This window comes from Poseidonocella sedimentorum (assembly GCF_900116005.1).
In the GTDB taxonomy this organism is placed as follows: Bacteria; Pseudomonadota; Alphaproteobacteria; order Rhodobacterales; family Rhodobacteraceae; genus Poseidonocella; species Poseidonocella sedimentorum.
The window spans coordinates 306,810-323,418 of record NZ_FOYI01000001.1 but is presented as its reverse complement, the minus strand read 5'-3'; the positions used below and the strand labels follow the sequence as shown (position 1 = coordinate 323,418).

The 16,609-nt window shown below is 66.6% G+C and carries 17 protein-coding genes; 4 read left to right on the top strand and 13 right to left on the bottom strand.

Features of this window, described 5'->3' with window-relative positions; translation table 11 throughout:
• Positions 1 to 10 precede the first annotated feature (10 nt).
• Both BM353_RS01540 and BM353_RS01535 read left to right on the top strand, forming a co-directional pair.
• A complete protein-coding gene (locus BM353_RS01540) occupies positions 11 to 1,237 on the top strand; it encodes a multidrug effflux MFS transporter (protein WP_092075907.1) in 1,227 nt (408 codons plus the stop codon).
• Between the two features lie 68 nt (positions 1,238 to 1,305).
• On the top strand, positions 1,306 to 2,721 hold the full coding sequence (locus BM353_RS01535; RefSeq protein ID WP_092075905.1) for a helix-turn-helix domain-containing protein: 1,416 nt from the start codon (positions 1,306 to 1,308) through the stop codon (positions 2,719 to 2,721).
• 46 nt (positions 2,722 to 2,767) lie between these two features.
• Here BM353_RS01535 and BM353_RS01530 read toward each other — a convergent pair whose 3' ends face one another.
• The 4 genes from BM353_RS01530 to BM353_RS01515 all read right to left on the bottom strand — a co-directional run bounded on the left by BM353_RS01530 (position 2,768) and on the right by BM353_RS01515 (position 5,697).
• Positions 2,768 to 3,334, bottom strand: coding sequence for a hemerythrin domain-containing protein (locus BM353_RS01530; RefSeq protein ID WP_092075903.1), 567 nt, complete (start codon positions 3,332 to 3,334; stop codon positions 2,768 to 2,770).
• 52 nt (positions 3,335 to 3,386) lie between these two features.
• A complete protein-coding gene (locus tag BM353_RS01525; RefSeq protein WP_092075901.1) occupies positions 3,387 to 4,061 on the bottom strand; it encodes a thermonuclease family protein in 675 nt (224 codons plus the stop codon).
• 45 nt (positions 4,062 to 4,106) lie between these two features.
• Complete coding sequence (locus BM353_RS01520; RefSeq protein ID WP_245759522.1) at positions 4,107 to 5,030, bottom strand: DMT family transporter; 924 nt, start codon at positions 5,028 to 5,030, stop codon at positions 4,107 to 4,109.
• Between the two features lie 64 nt (positions 5,031 to 5,094).
• The gene (locus tag BM353_RS01515) at positions 5,095 to 5,697 is read right to left on the bottom strand and encodes a LysE/ArgO family amino acid transporter (protein WP_177220424.1); all 603 of its coding nucleotides are present in this window, start codon (positions 5,695 to 5,697) and stop codon (positions 5,095 to 5,097) included.
• A 145-nt stretch (positions 5,698 to 5,842) separates the two neighbouring features.
• Here BM353_RS01515 and BM353_RS01510 point away from each other — a divergent pair, with 145 nt between their 5' ends.
• Entirely contained in the window at positions 5,843 to 6,583 is a 741-nt protein-coding gene (locus tag BM353_RS01510) for a YebC/PmpR family DNA-binding transcriptional regulator (RefSeq protein ID WP_092075899.1), read from the top strand.
• 276 nt (positions 6,584 to 6,859) lie between these two features.
• Here the strand turns inward: BM353_RS01510 and BM353_RS01505 are convergent, their stop codons facing one another.
• The 5 genes from BM353_RS01505 to BM353_RS01485 form a co-directional block, all read right to left on the bottom strand.
• Entirely contained in the window at positions 6,860 to 7,612 is a 753-nt protein-coding gene (locus tag BM353_RS01505) for an ABC transporter permease (protein ID WP_092075897.1), read from the bottom strand.
• Between the two features lie 3 nt (positions 7,613 to 7,615).
• On the bottom strand, positions 7,616 to 8,413 hold the full coding sequence (locus BM353_RS01500; protein ID WP_092075895.1) for an ABC transporter ATP-binding protein: 798 nt from the start codon (positions 8,411 to 8,413) through the stop codon (positions 7,616 to 7,618).
• Positions 8,400 to 9,161 carry an ABC transporter permease gene (locus BM353_RS01495; protein ID WP_092075892.1) on the bottom strand — a complete coding sequence of 254 codons (762 nt, stop codon included), beginning with the start codon at positions 9,159 to 9,161 and terminating at the stop codon, positions 8,400 to 8,402. The genes BM353_RS01500 and BM353_RS01495 overlap by 14 nt, the downstream gene beginning before the upstream one ends.
• A gap of 60 nt (positions 9,162 to 9,221) precedes the next feature.
• Complete coding sequence (locus BM353_RS01490) at positions 9,222 to 10,196, bottom strand: ABC transporter substrate-binding protein (RefSeq protein ID WP_218155446.1); 975 nt, start codon at positions 10,194 to 10,196, stop codon at positions 9,222 to 9,224.
• 85 nt (positions 10,197 to 10,281) lie between these two features.
• On the bottom strand, positions 10,282 to 10,968 hold the full coding sequence (locus BM353_RS01485) for a FadR/GntR family transcriptional regulator (RefSeq protein WP_092075890.1): 687 nt from the start codon (positions 10,966 to 10,968) through the stop codon (positions 10,282 to 10,284).
• A gap of 154 nt (positions 10,969 to 11,122) precedes the next feature.
• Here BM353_RS01485 and BM353_RS01480 point away from each other — a divergent pair, with 154 nt between their 5' ends.
• Positions 11,123 to 11,809, top strand: coding sequence for a fumarylacetoacetate hydrolase family protein (locus BM353_RS01480; RefSeq protein ID WP_092075888.1), 687 nt, complete (start codon positions 11,123 to 11,125; stop codon positions 11,807 to 11,809).
• Between the two features lie 95 nt (positions 11,810 to 11,904).
• Here BM353_RS01480 and BM353_RS01475 read toward each other — a convergent pair whose 3' ends face one another.
• The 4 genes from BM353_RS01475 to BM353_RS01460 form a co-directional block, all read right to left on the bottom strand.
• Entirely contained in the window at positions 11,905 to 12,504 is a 600-nt protein-coding gene (locus BM353_RS01475; protein WP_092075886.1) for a superoxide dismutase, read from the bottom strand.
• A 126-nt stretch (positions 12,505 to 12,630) separates the two neighbouring features.
• The gene (locus BM353_RS01470) at positions 12,631 to 13,206 is read right to left on the bottom strand and encodes a sarcosine oxidase subunit gamma (protein ID WP_092075884.1); all 576 of its coding nucleotides are present in this window, start codon (positions 13,204 to 13,206) and stop codon (positions 12,631 to 12,633) included.
• Positions 13,199 to 16,216, bottom strand: a complete 3,018-nt coding sequence (locus BM353_RS01465) for a sarcosine oxidase subunit alpha family protein (protein ID WP_092075882.1) — start codon at positions 16,214 to 16,216, stop codon at positions 13,199 to 13,201. The genes BM353_RS01470 and BM353_RS01465 overlap by 8 nt, the downstream gene beginning before the upstream one ends.
• Positions 16,213 to 16,542 carry a sarcosine oxidase subunit delta gene (locus BM353_RS01460; RefSeq protein ID WP_092075880.1) on the bottom strand — a complete coding sequence of 110 codons (330 nt, stop codon included), beginning with the start codon at positions 16,540 to 16,542 and terminating at the stop codon, positions 16,213 to 16,215. The genes BM353_RS01465 and BM353_RS01460 overlap by 4 nt, the downstream gene beginning before the upstream one ends.
• Positions 16,543 to 16,609 lie beyond the last annotated feature (67 nt).

Below are 16,609 nucleotides of genomic sequence, written 5' to 3'. Positions count from 1 at the left end.
GCACTTGCGCATGACAGACAGACCGTCCGTGCGGCTATTGGATCGCACCACCCCGCCGCATATCATAACGCTCGTTCTCCTGGCCGGATTCTCGGCCATGTCGATGAACATCTTCCTGCCGTCCCTGCCCCGGATGACCGAGCATTTCGACACCGATTACGGGATCATGCAGCTCTCGGTCGCGCTCTATCTCGCTTGCATCGCGGTGCTCCAACTCATCATCGGCCCGATCTCCGACAAATACGGGCGCCGCCCGATCATGCTGGGGGGGATCTTCCTCTTCGTGCTCGCCACGTTCGGCTGCATCCACGCGCCCTCGGTCGAGGTGTTCCTCGCGTTCCGCATGTGCCAGGCGGTGAGCGCGGTGGGCATGGTGCTCTCGCGCGCAATCGTGCGCGACATGGTGCCGGGCGAACGGGCGGCCTCGATGATCGGCTACGTGACCATGGGCATGTCCATCGTGCCGATGCTCGCGCCGGTGCTCGGCGGGTTCCTTGACGAGCTGTCGGGGTGGCAGGCGAATTTCTGGGCCCTGATGGCGATGGGGCTCTTCCTTTTCGCCCTCACCTTCTTCGATCAGGGCGAGACCGCAACACCCTCAACCCTCTCGCTCGGCCGCCAGTTCAGCGAATACCCCGAGCTCTTCCGCTCGCAACGGTTCTGGGCCTTCTCGCTGACCAACGCCTTCGCCTCGGGCGCCTTCTTCGCCTATCTCGGCGGCGCGCCTTTCGTCGGCACGGAGGTCTTCGGCCTCGATCCGCGCACGCTCGGCCTCTATTTCGGCGCCCCCGCGGTGGGCTACCTCGTCGGCAACGGCATCTCGGGGCGGTTCAGCACCTCGCTCGGCATCAACCGGATGATCGCCTGGGGCTCGTCGCTCGCGGCGCTCGGGGTGGTGATCGCGATTGTGCTCTTCGCCCTCGGCTACGGCAGCGCTCTGGCCTTCTTCGCCCCGATGACCTTCATCGGCCTCGGCAACGGCATGACCATCCCCAACGCGACCGCGGCGATGCTCTCGGTGCGCCCGCGCCTCGCGGGCAGCGCAAGCGGGCTGGGCGGATCGATCATGATCGGCGGCGGCGCGGCGCTCTCGGCGCTCGCGGGGGCGATGCTCGGCGAGGGCACGGGCGCCTGGCCGCTGCTGTGGATCATGCTCGCCAGCGCCTCGGCGGGGATCGCCTCGGCCGGCTACGCCCGCGCGCGCGAACGTCAGGTCGCGGCGGAGGACTGGGCCTAGGCGCCCATCTTGCCCGGAGTGTTTGCAAAGGCTAGAAACACCTTTGCAAACTGATGCGAGGGGCGCCGATGGCCGTCACGAAACTCTACGCCGGGGCCAAGCTGCGCGAGACGCGCACCCGGATCGGCCTGACGCAGAAGGCCTTTGCCAAACAGCTTGGCATCTCCCTGCCCTATCTCAACCAGATGGAAAACAACCACCGGCCGGTGAGCTCGTCGGTGCTTGTCGCGCTGGCGCAGGAGTTCGGCTTCGACGTCACCCAGATCGGCGCGGGCGAGGCGGACCGGGTGGTCTCGGACCTCAGCGAAGCGCTTGGCGATCCGCTCTTTGCCGAGCTGACGGAGACCGGCGCGCCGCAGCCGCAGGACCTGCGCCTCATCGCCTCCAACGCCCCCGCCCTCGCCCGCGCCTTCCTCGAACTGCACCGCGCCTATCGCGACACCCATGAGCGGCTCGCCTCGCTCGACGAGGCGCTCGGGCGCGACGAGACGCGCGCGGGGCTCTCGCCCTGGGAGGAGGTGCGCGATTTCTTCCACTATTGCGACAATTACATTGACGCGGTCGACCGCGCGGCGGAGCGCTTTGCCGCCGAGGTGCCGCCGGGGCAGTCGCTGGAGGATCACGCCCGCGCGGTGCTGGCGGGCCGGGGCGTCCGGGTCAAGCTGGAGCCGATGCCGGCCCTGCGCCGCTTCGAGCCGAGCACCGCGACGCTCAGCGTCTCCGCCCACGCGCCGCCCGAGACCCGCACGTTCCAGATCCTGCTGCACCTCGCGCTGACTTCGCAGGCCAAGTTGATCGGCGCGACGCTCGACCTCGCCCGGTTCCAGAGCCCCGCCGCGCGCGCCATCGCCGAGATCGGGCTCGCCAATTATTTCGCCGGGGCCGCGCTGTTGCCCTACGGTCGCTTTCTTAATGAGGCCAAACATTTCCGGCACGATCTTGAACTGCTCGCCGCGCGCTTCGGCGCCTCGATCGAACAGGTGGCGCACCGGCTCTCGACGCTCCAGCGCCCGGGGGCCAAGGGCCTGCCGTTCTTCTTCGTGCGGGTCGATCAGGCCGGGACGATCACCAAACGCCACTCGGCAACGCGGCTGCAGTTCGCGCGCTACGGCGGAGCCTGTCCCTTGTGGAATGTGCACAGCGCCTTCGAGACGCCGGGCCGGTTCCTGCGCCAACTGGCCGAGACGCCTGACGGGGTGCGCTACCTGAGCATCGCGCGGGATGTCTCGCGCAGCGGCGGCCACTTCGGCGCCCCGGTGCGTCGCTTCGCCATCGCGCTTGGCTGCGAAATCGCACACGCGCCGCAGCTCGTCTACGCCGACGGGCTCGACCTCGCCCGGCAATCGGCCTTTGAGCCAATCGGAATCTCCTGCCGGATCTGCGAGCGCGTGGCCTGCCACCAGCGCTCGGTGCCGCCGCTCGAACGCCGGATCAGGGTCGATCCGCTCAACCGCGGCGTCTTGCCCTACGAGGTCGAACGCTGAAGTCCCAAGGCCTGATATGCCCAATGCTCAGCAGAGCCCAAGAGGCTCACTGCATGTCCGGCCCATATTCGAGGATCAGCGGCACGATGATTTCCTCCTCGTCCGTCAAATGACGGTGGAGGAATTTGCGGAAATCCTCCTGCACCTCGTGCAGCCGTCCGAGTGCCGTGCGCTTGTCGCCAGGCGCCTGAAGGGCCGCGAGCACCGCATTGGTGTGCTGGCCGAAATCGCGGATATGGGCATCGAGCGCGTGGTGGTCGGCGTCGAGGATCTCGAACCCCCGTTCCAGCCGGGCGTCGAGCGCGGTGAACTGGGGGAAATAGTGGTCGTCTTCGATCATGTGGTGATGATGGAGCTGGTTGAGGAAAAACCCGCCATAGCGCGACAGCTCCGCCCCGAAGCGCGGGCCCGGCGCGCCGTCGAGCGCGACCTCGGCATCGGCGATCATCTTGTCGAGCAACTGCCGGAACATCAGGTGCCGCTCCAGCCAGAAGCTCGTCAGATCGTTGAAATTGGGATGCGCGGCCCATGTGGGCGCGGGGTATTTCTCCGCCAGCACGCGCAGGTGCTCGGGCAAGCCCTTGCGGGTCTCCAGCTTGAGATCGGCTGTCATGGCGTCTCACCTAGCGCGCGCGCCACGCCCTGCCAATCTGCGCAAATGCAGATCACCTGCGCGCGCGGCGCCAACCGGCGGCCATCGCTTCGGCCTCGGAGCAGAACCAGCGCTCGCCGCGGCTCGTGTTGATCGAGGTGCGGTGGTAATCGGCCTGGCCCGGCATGTGATAGATCTGGCCTGATTTGGAGATGTTGCCCTTGATCGGGCACCCCTCTGGCGCCGGGGCGGAGGCGCTCAGCGCCGGGCGCGCGCGCCAGTCCCACGGGTTCTCGAACGAGGTTGACCAGAGGCCGGCCTCGTCCAGTGCGGCCTGTTTTTCCAGCCCGACGTAATCGTGGGAATATTGCAGGTAGGCGCGCGCGGCCCCGAGGCGGACCATCTGCGCGCCGATGTCGTTCTCGCCCGCGTAGCAGACGGCGACCATGCGGCCATAGCGATCCCTGTCGGTCTCGACGCAGCGTACCGGCCCCTGCCGGACCAGCGCGCGGAGCATGTCGCGCGCCCAGGTGCCGCAGGCCCAGGCGCGGCCGTCGCGGTCGCAGGTCTGCTTCATTTCCGGCGCGTCGATGCCGTGCAGGCGGACCTTCTCGCCGGCGACGGTCAGGGTATCGCCATCGGTCACCTGCGCGCGCCCCTCGGCCGCCGGGGCCTGCGGATCGCAGGCGGCAAGGACAATGAGCGCGAGAATCGCGAGGGGGCGGCACGGACAAAATTTTATGAACATATGCTGAACATACGCCCGGCGCGACCGGTCCGCAACCGCGGGTGGTCAAAGTTTGGTCGCGGGCACCGGCGGCGTGGTGGCGCGGCGTTTGGCTTTCGCCTCGCGCCAGGTGATGAAACTCACCGCCGCGATGATGATCCCGCCGCCGAGCAGCACGAAGCCGTCGACCGCCTCGTGGAAGAGGAAGACGCCGAAGAGCGTGGCCCAGACGAGCTGGAGGAAGGTGACCGGTTGGGTGATGGTCACGGGCGCGAGCTTGAAGGCGCGGGTCATGGTGTAGTGGCCGAGCGTGGCGCAGCTTGCGACCGCAAAGAGCAGCAGCCCGTCGTGCAGGGTCACCGGCTGCCAGACCATGATCGCGAGCGGCGCCATGCCGATCGTCACCGCGAGCGACAGAGCGGCCACGACGACCGCGGGCGACAGGTCATCCGCCAGCAGCTTGCCACTCAGGAAGGACGCACCGAAGAACACCGAGCTGCCGAGCATCGCCATGTGGCCCGGTCCGATTTCGCGGAACCCGGGCCGCAGGATGATAAGCGCGCCGACAAGCGCCACGCCAATGGCGATGATGCGGCGCGTCGCGAGTGTTTCGCCGAGGAAGAGCGCCGCACCGATCGTGACGTATATCGGCGTCATGTAGTTCATCGCATTGACATCGGCGAGCGGGATCCGGGTCATGGCGAAGAACCACAGCGTCACCGCCCCGGTATGGACCACCCCGCGCCCGGCGATGAGCCGCCATTGCCGCGCGGTGGGCCGCAGATCTCGCAGCACCGGCCACATCGGCAGCAAGAAAACGAGCCCGAACAGGAAGCGCAGGAAGGCCGCCTGCGGCGCGGGGACGCGAGGGCCGAGGAATTTCACCAGCACGTTGACCGCCACGAAACACAGGCCCGTCAGCAGCATCCAGCCGATCCCGGCGAGCGGGCGATAGGTTGGCGATGCGGCGGGTGCGGGGGCGGTTGTCATGGGTGCAGTTGGCCCGAAGGCGCGGCGGGGTTCAAGCGCTGAATCCCGCGCGTCGCGAGTGACATCAATGGCGCAGCAGGTTGACCGCGATGATCCACATGGTGAGGCCCACCACCACGTCGAGCACCATCCATGCGCGGGGGCGGGCAAAGACCGGCGCGAGGGCGCGCGCGCCGTAGCCGAGCGAGAAGAAGAAGGTGAAGCTCGCGATCATCGCGCCGATGGCGAAGGCCAGACGGTCGGCCGCTTGCGCCGAGATCGAGCCGAGGAGGACCACGGTGTCGAGATAGACATGGGGGTTGAGCCATGTGAGCGCGAGGCAGGTGAGGAGTGCGGCGCGCAGCGAGCCGCCGCCGGTTGATGCCGGATCGAGCCCTTCGGTCACGGTCAACGCGGAGTAGAACGACCGCGCGCCGTAGAAGACGAGGAAGGCCGCGCCGCCATAGCGCATGGCGGTATCGAGCCAGGGCGTTGCCCCAATGAGCGCGCCGACGCCGCCCACGCCCGCCGCGATGAGCGCCGCATCCGAGACCGCGCAGGTGAGGCAGACGGCGAAGACATGGGCACGGCGCAGGCCCTGGCGCAGGACAAAGGCGTTTTGCGCGCCAATCGCGAGGATCAGCGAGAGGCCGAGCGCGAAGCCCTCCAGTGCCGATCCGATGTCCATGCGCGCCCCCCGAAATTGCCGCCCGCCAGATGGTCACGGGCGCGCGCCGGGGTCAAGCCATGCGCGCGCACAGTACCGCCGTCTTGAACACAGGGCCCGCCCCAGTCTATATGAGCGCACTTCAACCAGCGCAGACGGGGATCTCATGGCCGGCCATTCCAAATGGGCAAACATTCAGCACCGCAAGGGGCGTCAGGACGCGGTGCGCGCAAAGCTCTTTTCCAAGTTCTCCAAGGAAATCACCATCGCCGCCAAGATGGGCGATCCGGACCCGGAAAAGAACCCGCGCCTGCGGCTCGCGGTCAAGGAAGCCAAATCCCAGTCGATGCCCAAGGACAACATCGAGCGCGCGATCAAGAAGGCGACGGGCGGCGACGCGGAGAACTACGAAGAGATCCGCTATGAGGGCTACGGGCCCAACGGCGTGGCGGTGATCGTCGAGGCGATGACCGACAACCGCAACCGGACGGCCTCCAGCGTGCGCTCGACGTTTTCGAAGAACGGCGGCAACCTCGGCGAGACGGGCTCTGTCGGGTTCATGTTCGAACGCAAGGGCGAAGTGTCCTACCCGGCGGATGCAGGCGATGCGGATGAGATCATGATGGCGGCGATCGAGGCGGGCGCGGAGGATGTGGAGAGCTCCGAGGACGGGCATTACATCTATTGCGCCGATACCGATCTCAACGAGGTGGCCGGCGCGCTCGAGGCGCAACTGGGCGAGTCGGAGTCGACCAAGCTGATCTGGAAGCCGACCACGACGACCGAGCTGGAGCTTGAGGACATGCAAAAGCTCATGCGGCTGATCGAGGCGCTGGAAGACGACGACGATGTGCAGCGCGTCACCACCAATTTCGAGGCCAGCGACGAGGTCATGGCGCAGCTCTGACTTTTCGCTGTCAAACGGACGCGCCTTCGGCGCGACACCAAATCTTTTGCAAACCGCCGTTCCCTTCGGGAGCGGCGTTTTGATTTGGCGCTAGCGGTGAGGGAGGGCCAGCGCCCGTCCGCGGGTGGGCGCTATGAGGTCGAAGCGGGTGTGCTTTATGGTGACACATCCCTCCGATGGTCGTGGTCTCGGCTGGTGGTGGAAAAGCGCCCGCCCTCCGGGGCGGACGGGCGCTGGCCCGGCGGCGCGATGCGCCTCGATTCCGGGCCGTGTTCGTTACCTTTTCGCCGCGTAGTAGGACACGCGCCGTTCGAGATAGGCGAGGAACTCCGAGATCGTGAAGGCCAGCGCGAAGAGGACGATGAGCACCGCCCAGAAATGCGCCATGAGGAAGTTGGCCGAGTAGAGCTCGAACAGCGCGCCGAAGCCGACGATGGAGATCAGCAGCTGGCCGATGATCACGCCCTTCACCGCGCGGATGATGCCGATGCGCACGCCGCCGAGGATCTCCGGCAGGGCCGCCCAGAAATAGATCTGGGTGAAGGCGCGCCAGGGTGAGGCGCCGAAGCTGTGGGCCATCTCGACAAGCGAGCGGTTGATCTGCCTCACCCCCGCACGCGCGTTCAGGATGATGATCCAGATGGCAAAGAGCGTCGTGGTGATGATGATCGCTTTCATGCCGAAGCCGAAGAGCACCATGAGCACCGGCACGAGCGCGGTCAGCGGCGCGCTGAGAAAGACGTTGACCCATGGCAGCAGCAGCTCGTCGAGCAACCGGCTCTTGCCCATCAGGATGCCCACCGGGATGCCGATGGTGATGGCGAAGAAGACGCCGGCAAAGAAGGCATAGGCCGTCTCGTAGAGCGCCTTGCGGAAGGCCGCGGTCTGGATCACCTCCCAGAGCGTTGCCATCACCTCCGACAGCGGCGGGACGAAGAAGGTCAGGCCCATCTGGCCGATGATCTCCCACAAGAGCCCCCAGATGAGGAGCGACGACATGCCCGGCAGGCGGTATCCCAAAAGCGTCATGACCTACTCCACATAGCTGCGCAGCGAGGCCCAGATCTCGTCGACGATGTCGAGATATTCCGGGTCGCGCCGGATGTTGTCCACGCCCTTGCCGCGAAAGCCGGTGGGGCGGATGATCTCGGACACGCGGCTGGGGCGCGGCAGCAGGATCGCGATCTGGTCCGAGACATAGACCGCCTCCTCGATCGAGTGGGTAACGAAGATGAAGGTCTTGTTCTCGTTGCGGACGAGGTTCAGCAGATCCTCCTGAAACTTGCGGCGGGTCTGTTCGTCCACCGCCGAGAAGGGCTCATCCATGAGCAGCACCTGCGCATCGACCGCAAGCGCGCGCGCGAGGCCCACCCGCTGGCGCATCCCGCCCGAGAGCTCGTGCGGATAGGCGTTCTCGAAGCCCGAAAGGCCGACCTCCTTGATGTAATGGGCTGCGCGGTCCTCGCGCTCGGCGCGGGCCACGCCGCGCATCTCGAGCCCAAAGGCCGCGTTGCGCAGAACCGTCGCCCAAGGCAGGAGGGCGAAATCCTGAAACACGAAGGCGCGGTCAGGCCCCGGCCCGGTCACCGTCTTGCCGTTGACCTCCACCGTGCCCGATGTCGGCTCCAGCAGGCCCGCGATGATCTTCAGCAGCGTGGTCTTGCCGCAGCCCGAGGGGCCGAGCAGAGAGGTCAGCTGCCCGCGGGGGAACTCCAGCGACAGGTCGCGCAGCGCCTCGACGGCCCCATAGGTCTTGGAGATGTTGCGCGTGGACACGGCGCTGTCGGGCGCGGCGTCCACCGGCTGCACGGGGGTTTTAGTCTGAGACATATCCACGTTGGTTTCCTTTGAAGAGGGCGGTTTCGATGGCCTCGAGCAGGTTGAGGAACAAGACGGCCAGCAGGATGATGGAGAAAATCGCGGCGTACATGGCCGGGTAATCGGCGATGGAGCGGCTGAAGGTGATGATGTCGCCGACGCCGGTCGGCGTGATCTTGAGCTCGGCCAGAATTGCGCCGATGAACCCCGCCGAGACCCCGAGCCGCAGGCCCGCAAAGATCACCGGCGACGCGGCCGGCACGACCACCTTGAGGATCACCTCCCACTCCGATGCGAGGTAGGACCGCGCCATTTCCTTCATGGATTCCGGTGTGTTGCGGACCGCGCTTGATGTGTTCAGGACGATCACCGGCATGGCCATGATGCACACAACCAGCACCTTGGAGGTGAGCCCGATGCCGTAGGCGAGCACCAGAAGCGGGATGAGCGCGGCCAGGGGCGCGGCCTGCATCACGATGAAAATCGGTGAGAAAAGCCAGTCGAAGGTGCGGCTCAGCCCCACCCAGAGGCCGATCCCGATCCCGAGCACCGCCGAGATCACCACCCCCACCACGAGCGGCTGGAGCGTCTCGAGATAGGCGATGAGGAGCGAGCCGTCACCGATCATGCGAAAGAGCGCGGACATCGATTCCAGGAAGGTCGGGAAAGCGAAGCTGACCGGGATGCGGCCGGCGATTTCCCAGGCGCCGAACAGCAGCGCGGCAGAGAGTATCTTGAGTAGCAAGGCGCGGTTAGGCATGTGACTGCGTCCCTCAGGAATGGTCCGCCGCACCCGTGATGGGCGCGGCGGCGTGTGTCTTCAGTTCTTTGCCTTGTCGAGCGGCGCGAGGTACCAGAAATCCTCGATGTCGAGCTCGGCCGGATCGCCCACAAGCTGGCCCGCCGCGGCGTACCATTCCATATCGGCCTGAGCCGCCTTGCGCCCGCCGCCATCGGGATCATAGAGCCCTGCTTCGACCGCGTCGGAATAGAACCCGTCAAGCTCGGCGAGGATTTCGCCGGGAAGCTGGCCGATCGGCCCGTCCGGGTTGGTTTCGCGGCGGATGATGGTCGGGTCTTCGTGCATGTCGCGGTAGGTGCTCACCAGCGCTTCGACGAAAATATTGACCGCCTCCTCATTCTCCTGGATCCAGTTGAAATTGGCGAAGAGCGCCTCGTCGCTGGCCTCCACATCGAACATCTCGAGCACGTTGAAGTTCTCGCCCGCATCGCTGCGCATCAACTTGTTCTTGTTCGACAAATCGATGATCGTCGCGTCGGCGCGCCCGCCCAGGAGCGCGGCCACACGGTTGGACGAGCCGGGCACATAGGAGCGCTCGCCGAACTCCATCCCCATGCGGGCCTCGATCACGTTGGCGATGGAATCGGTGCCACCCCCGCGCGAATGCAGCAGGATCGGCTCGCCGTTGAGATCTTCGAGCTTGTCATAGGCCTTGCTGGTGACCGGAAAGAATTTCAGCTTCGAGAGCTGGAACACGATCCGCAGCGGCGCCTTGGAGCGTTGCATCGCGGCGTAGGGCGTGCCGAATCCGATGTCCATCTGGCCGCTCAGGACGGCCTGGATCGCAAGCTCCTCATCGGAAAAGGCGGTCCATTCGTAGTCGAGCCCATTGGCCTTGGCCCGATCGAGCGCGACGAAAAACGCGGCAAGCTCGTCCGACGGGGTTTCGGCCAGCGCGATGCGGATCTTCTCGGCCTGGGCCGCGGTCCCCATCAACAGCATGACCGGGATCACAAGCGCCGCCCTCGCGGCGCGCAGTAGAGACAGTTTCATTTGGTTCCTCCCATGGTGAAGATTGCTCTTCGGTGTTCTCGGCTGCGGGCTTTGCGCCTCTTGGTGCCGAGGTCGTGTCGTGTGCTCAGTGCTCCTCGAACAGTCGTTTGGAAACCGAGCCCAGATGCGCGCGCATGGCGGCCTGGGCGGCATTGGGATCGCGCGCCTCTATGGCGTCGACGAGGGCGTTGTGTTCGGCGAAACTGCTGTGGTCGCGCGGCGGGCGCTCAGATTTGCGCACCACCGTGTTCCACGCCACGGCGCGGCGGACCTGGTTCATCTGATCGAAGAGCGACAGCAGAAGGACATTGCCCGTGGCGGCCGCGACGGCGCGGTGGAAATGGTCGTCCTGCGCCTCGTAGCTGTCCCAGTCGGGCGCGGATTCGGCCGCCTCCTTGATCGCCTTGAGCCGCGCGACCTCGTCGGCCGAGGCATTGATCGCCGCTTCGCGCGCGATGGCCGGCTCAAGAGCGAGGCGCGCCCGCATGAGCTGGACCGGGGTGACCTGACGGCTGAGCTCGGACAGCGAGCTCGAGCCCCCCGCCCCGCCTTGCGCCGCGATGAACGTCCCCTTGCCGACGTGGCGCCAGATCAGGCCGTCGTGCTCCAGCGCCTCAAGCCCGCGCCGCAAGCTGCTCCGGCTCATCCCGAGACTGACGATCAACTCGCGCTCAGGCGGGAGCCGATCGCCCGGCCGGTAGCCGCCCGCCCGGATGAATCCGGTCAGGGCTGCAATCGCCTCCTCGCGTCCGAACCTTTCGAATTTGGTCACCGAAGGCCCCTCATTGGTTGATCAATATTCATTTATTGACCCGTTTTAACGCGATATTGGTTGATCAATCAATGAAAATATCGTGTAACATCACATTGATCGGGATTGATCCGGCTGCTAGAGCCGCCAACCTTGGCTACCGAAGAGGGACCATATGACCAGCTATGCCATCGAAACGCCGCCCGTTGTCGCGCTGCCTATCAGGGGATCGGACGCGCTCTTTCCCGTGCGCCGCGTCTACTGCATTGGCCGCAATTATGCCGCCCACACCATCGAGATGGGCCATGATCCGGACCGCGAGGCGCCCTTCTTCTTCCAGAAGAACCCCAATAATCTCGATCCTTCGGGCGAGTTCCCCTACCCCGACCATTCCAGCGACGTGCACCATGAGGCCGAGCTTGCCGTCCTGCTGAAATCGGGCGGCACCAACATCCCGCTCGACGAGGCCGAGAGCCATATCTACGGCTATGCGCTTTCGCTCGACATGACGCGCCGGGACCTGCAGGGCGAGCAGAAGAAGCTCGGACGGCCGTGGGAGATCGGCAAGGCGTTCGAGCGCTCCGCGCCGATCGGCCCGGTCTATCCGGTCAGCGAAACCGGGCTGCGCAACGATGGCGCGATCTCGCTGTCGGTGAATGGCGATCTACGCCAGAAGGGCGATCTGAACCAGATGATCTGGAAGGTGCCGGAGATGATTTCCTACCTCTCCGACTATTTCGAACTCGCCGCGGGCGACGTGATCCTGTCGGGCACGCCCTCGGGTGTGGGTCCCGTCGAGCGGGGCGACACCATGGTCCTGTCGATCGACGGATTTGAGGATTTCACCGTCACCGTGACCTGACCCGGGCCCTCCCCCACAACGAAAAAACCCCGCGCCAATGGTGCGGGGTTTTGCGTATCACTGCTGCGAGGCCGCTCGGGCCGCAGGCCGCGCGCCTACATGCGCGAGGCGACGTTTTCCCAGTTCACCAGGTTGTCGAGGAAGTTGGTGAGGTAGGCCGGGCGCTTGTTGCGGAAGTCGATGTAGTAGGAATGCTCCCACACATCGCAGCCCAGAAGCGCGGTCTGGCCGAAGCAGAGCGGGTTGACGCCGTTTTCGGTCTTGGTGACCTTGAGGCCGCCGTCGGTGTCTTTCACAAGCCAGGCCCAGCCGGAGCCGAACTGGCCCGCGCCCGCGGCGGAGAACTCTTCCTTGAACTTGTCGACCGAGCCGAAGCTGTCGACGAGCGCGGCTTCGAGCTCGGACGGCATGGCGGTCTTGCCCGGGCCCATCATTTCCCAGAACTGGGTGTGGTTCCAGTGCTGCGAGGCGTTGTTGAAGATGCCGGACTGGGCCACGGCGCCCTTGTCGTAGGTGCCGGTGATGATGTCTTCGAGCGATTTGTCGGCCCACTCGGTCCCGGCGATGAGCTTGTTGCCGTTGTCGACATAGGCCTTGTGGTGGATGTCGTGGTGGAACTCGAGCGTTTCCTTGGACATGCCGGCATCGGCGAGGGCATCATGGGCGTAGGGAAGATCGGGAAGTTCGAAAGCCATGGCTGGATCTCCTTGTCATCTTTGGTGTTGCGGTTGCCTCACATAGAAGAGCGGACCGGCGCCGCGTCAACCCCTGGGGCCCGGCCAAGACCCACATTCGGCGAAAGAATTCCGCCCGCGCGCGGCTCAGCCCGCCTCTGGCCGGAAATAGGCCGGATCGCCGCTTTCGCCCGCGCTGGTCTTCAGAAGCTCGCCCATGTAGCCCGCGACCGACCGGAAGCACAGAAGCGTGATGCGTTCCTCGCGCTCCATCCAGATGGCGGCGGCGACCTGGCCCGCGCGAGAGCGCAGGATCTGGCCCGGCCCGAAGGCGCGCGGGTCGAGATCGACGGGCATGATCTTGGCCAGCACATCGCGGCAGGCCGGGCCCTCCACGGTGAAGACCGCGCGGGCGTCCGAGACATCCGCGAGCAGGTGGTGGCGCCCCTCCAGCGGCGGGCGCATCGCCTCTTGCCGCGCCGCACGGTCCGCCCCCGGCACCAGCAGCAAAAGCTCATCGGGCGACATCCAGGCGACGGCGCCTTGTGGCCCGAACCCGATCCTTCGCGTTTGCGGCACGGCGAGGCCCACCGCCGCCGACACCGCGCCGCCGATGGCCTCCGTCGCCAGATCGCCGCGCAGCGTCAGCATGCCCATCCCGGCCATCCGGCTCACTCGTGCCAGAGCCCCGTCAAAGCGCCACATCTCGCCCGCCTTATCCATCTGTCGCCTCCGCCTCGGGATCGTAGAACACCGGCGAGACGATCCGCGCCATGGCGCTCGCGCCCCCAATGCGCGGAAACTCCAGCACTTCGCCCATCCGCTCCGGCCCGCGCCGCACCAGCCCGAGGGCGATGCCCCGGCCCAGCGTGGGCGAGAAGTAGCTCGACGTCACCCGCCCCTGCACATTGCGTTGACCGTTCTCGTTCTCGCCCGCGTCCACCGCATAGGCCCCGTCGGGCAGGACCGTGCCGTCGATGGTCTGAAGCCCCACGAGCGTCCAACGCTCCGGATCGACCATATGCGCCCGCGCCTGCGCCCGTTTGCCGATGTAGTCGTCCTTCTTCCTGGCGATGGCCCAGTCGAGCCCGAGGTCCTGCGGGATCACCGTCCCGTCGGTCTCGTCACCGATCATGATGAAGCCCCGCTCGGCGCGCAGCACGTGCAGCGCCTCGGTGCCGTAGGGGGTGATCGCGTGATCCGCGCCGGCCTTGAGGATCGCATCCCAAAGCGCCTGTCCCTGCCCCGCGGGCACGGCGATCTCGAAGGACAGCTCCCCCGAAAACGAGATGCGGAAGACGCGCGCATCAAATCCGCCAAGCGCCCCCTCGGCCCAGGTCATGAAGGGCAGCCGCGCCTCCGAGACGTCCATCCCGCCGAGCGCCTCCAGCACATCGCGCGCCTTGGGGCCCGCGACGACGATCTGCGCGTATTGCTCGGTCAGATTGGCGGTATAGACCTGCCAGTCCCACCATTCCGTCTGGAGCCAGTCCTCCATGTGGGCGTGGATGTGATCCGCGCCGCCGGTGGTGGTGTGAACGAGAAAGCTTTCGGGCCCGAGCCGCGCCACCACGCCGTCATCCATCAGGAACCCGTTCTCGCTGCACATGAGCCCATAGCGGCATTTGCCGATCGCCAGCGTGCTGATGCGGCCGGTGTAGAGCATGTCGAGGAAGCGCCCCGCATCCGGCCCCTGCACCAGGATCTTGCCCAGTGTCGAGGCATCGAGCATCCCCACGCCCTCACGCACCGCGCGCACCTCGCGCCGGACCGCGTCCTCGTGGCTCTCCTCGCCCACCGGATAGCAATAGGGCCGCCGCCACTGACCCACCGGCTCGCAATAGGCGCCCCGCGCTTCGTGCCACGCCTGCATCGGGGTCTCGCGCACGGGCTGGAAGAGGCTCCCATGCGCCTCGCCGGCGATCACGCCAAGGGTGAGCGGCGCATAGGGCGGGCGGAAGGTGGTGGTGCCGGTCTGGGGGATCGGCTGGCCAAGCGCGTCCGACAGGATCGCGAGCCCGTTGATGTTCGAGAGCTTCCCCTGATCGGTGGCCATGCCGAGCGTGGTGTAGCGCTTGGCGTGTTCGACCGAGGCGAAGCCCTCCTGCGCGGCGAGCTGCACGTCGGAGACCTTCACATCGTTCTGGAAATCGAGGAAGGCCTTGGCCCGGAGTTTCGGCCCCGCGCCCTGTGGCATGAGCCAGACGGGCTCCATCGGGGCCTCCTCCGGCGCGTCGATTTCAACCGAACGCGGCGCTGCGCCCTCGCGCCTCAGCCGCGCGGCGACCTCCGCCCCGACCCGCGCTGAATCGGCCAGAACGGCCCCGAGGCCCCACACGCCATTCGCCGTCCCGGCGGCGCTCACGAAGGGCGCGCCATCGGCCCCGAGCGGCGCTTTGTCCACATCCGGACCAAAAGCCGCCGCGGCGTCATCCCAACGGAGTTTGCCGCCGCAATGGGACCACAGATGCACCACCGGCGACCAGCCGCCGGACATGGCCACCGCATCGCAGGCGATCTCCTCCTGCACCACGCCCTCGCCCGCCTGCGCGCAGATCGCAACGCCGCGCACAGCCCTGCCGCCGAGCACCCGGGCGATGCCCCGGCCCGCCTCCACGCGGATCCCCAGAGCGCGCGCTTCCTGCGCCAGCGCACCGCCGCCACCGGCCCGCGCATCGAGGATCGCAGGCACGTCGAGACCGTGTGTTTTAAGGGCGATCGCGGTGCGATAGGCGCTGTCGTTGTTGGTCACGACCACGGTCCGATCGCCCGGGCTGACCCCGAAATCGATGAGGTAATCGCGGATCGCAGAGGCCAGCATGACCCCCGGAACATCGTTGCCCGCAAAGCTCAAGGGGCGCTCCAGAGCGCCGGTCGCGACGATGACCTGACCCGCCCGGATCTTCCACAGTCGCTGCCGCGCGGCATCGTTTATGCTTGCATTTTCGGCAAGGTTTTCAACCGCGAGGACCAGCCCGTGATCATAGACCCCGACCCCCATCGTGCGGCTGCGGCACTGGACATTGCCCATCGCGGAGAGTTCGGCGCGGATTTCTTCCACCAAGTTATCCACAGGGCTCCCGTTAACGATTTGTTCATCTTTTGCCGCGCGGCCGCCCCAATGCGCGGTCTGTTCGATGAGCAGCACGCGCGCGCCGCTCGCGCCGGCAACCCGCGCCGCCTCAAGCCCCGCAAGCCCGCCGCCGATGACGAGAACATCGACGAAGGCATGGAAATGCTCGTAGCTGTCGGGATCGCGCGCCTCCGCATCCGGGGCGGGCCCAAGCCCGGCGGAGCGGCGGATGATCGGCTCGTAGACGTGTTTCCAGAAGCTGCGCGGCCAGGTGAATGTCTTGTAGTAGAACCCCGCCGGGAAGAGCCGGGGCGCGAGGCTGTTGAGCGCGCCGATGTCGAACCCGAGGCTCGGCCAGTGGTTCTGCGATCGCAGCTCCATCCCCTCGCGCAGCTCGGTCGTGGTGGTGCGCTGGTTGGGCTCAAGCTGATCGCCCGTCCCGAGCGCCACGAGCCCGTTGGGCTCCTCGACCCCAGAGCCGACGAGGCCGCGCGGGCGGTGATATTTGAAGGACCGGCCGAGCAATGTCTGGCCGCTCGCGAGCAGCGCCGAGGCGAGCGTGTCGCCCTTGTAGCCGCGCAGGACGCGCCCGTTGAACCGAAAGCTGCGCGGCTGGCTGCGGTCGATGAGCCGCCCGCCGGTCTTGAGACGCACGCTCATGCCTCGCCCCTCCCGCGCCAATCCGGGCGGCGCTCGGCGATCCGGTCCAGAAGCTCCCGCGGTGGGGCGCTGGTCTGGGCCGGATAGGTGCCGAAGACTTCCATCGTGTCGGTTGCGCGCGCCGCAATGAACCACTTGCCGCAGCCATAGGCATGGCGCCAGCGTTCGAAATGCACGCCCTTGGGATTGTCGCGCTGGAAGAGGTAGGCCTCGAAGGCCTCATCCGAAGCGCCGGGCCCTTCGCGCCGCAAATGCGCCTGCCCGCCGGGCGTCAGATCGGTCTCGGCGGCCTCGGCGCCGCAATGAGGGCAGTGCAGGATCAGCATGGCCGGCCCTCCGTCAGAACCCCGGATCCCGGCAGCGCAGAACGAAAAACGCCCGCGACACGGCTCA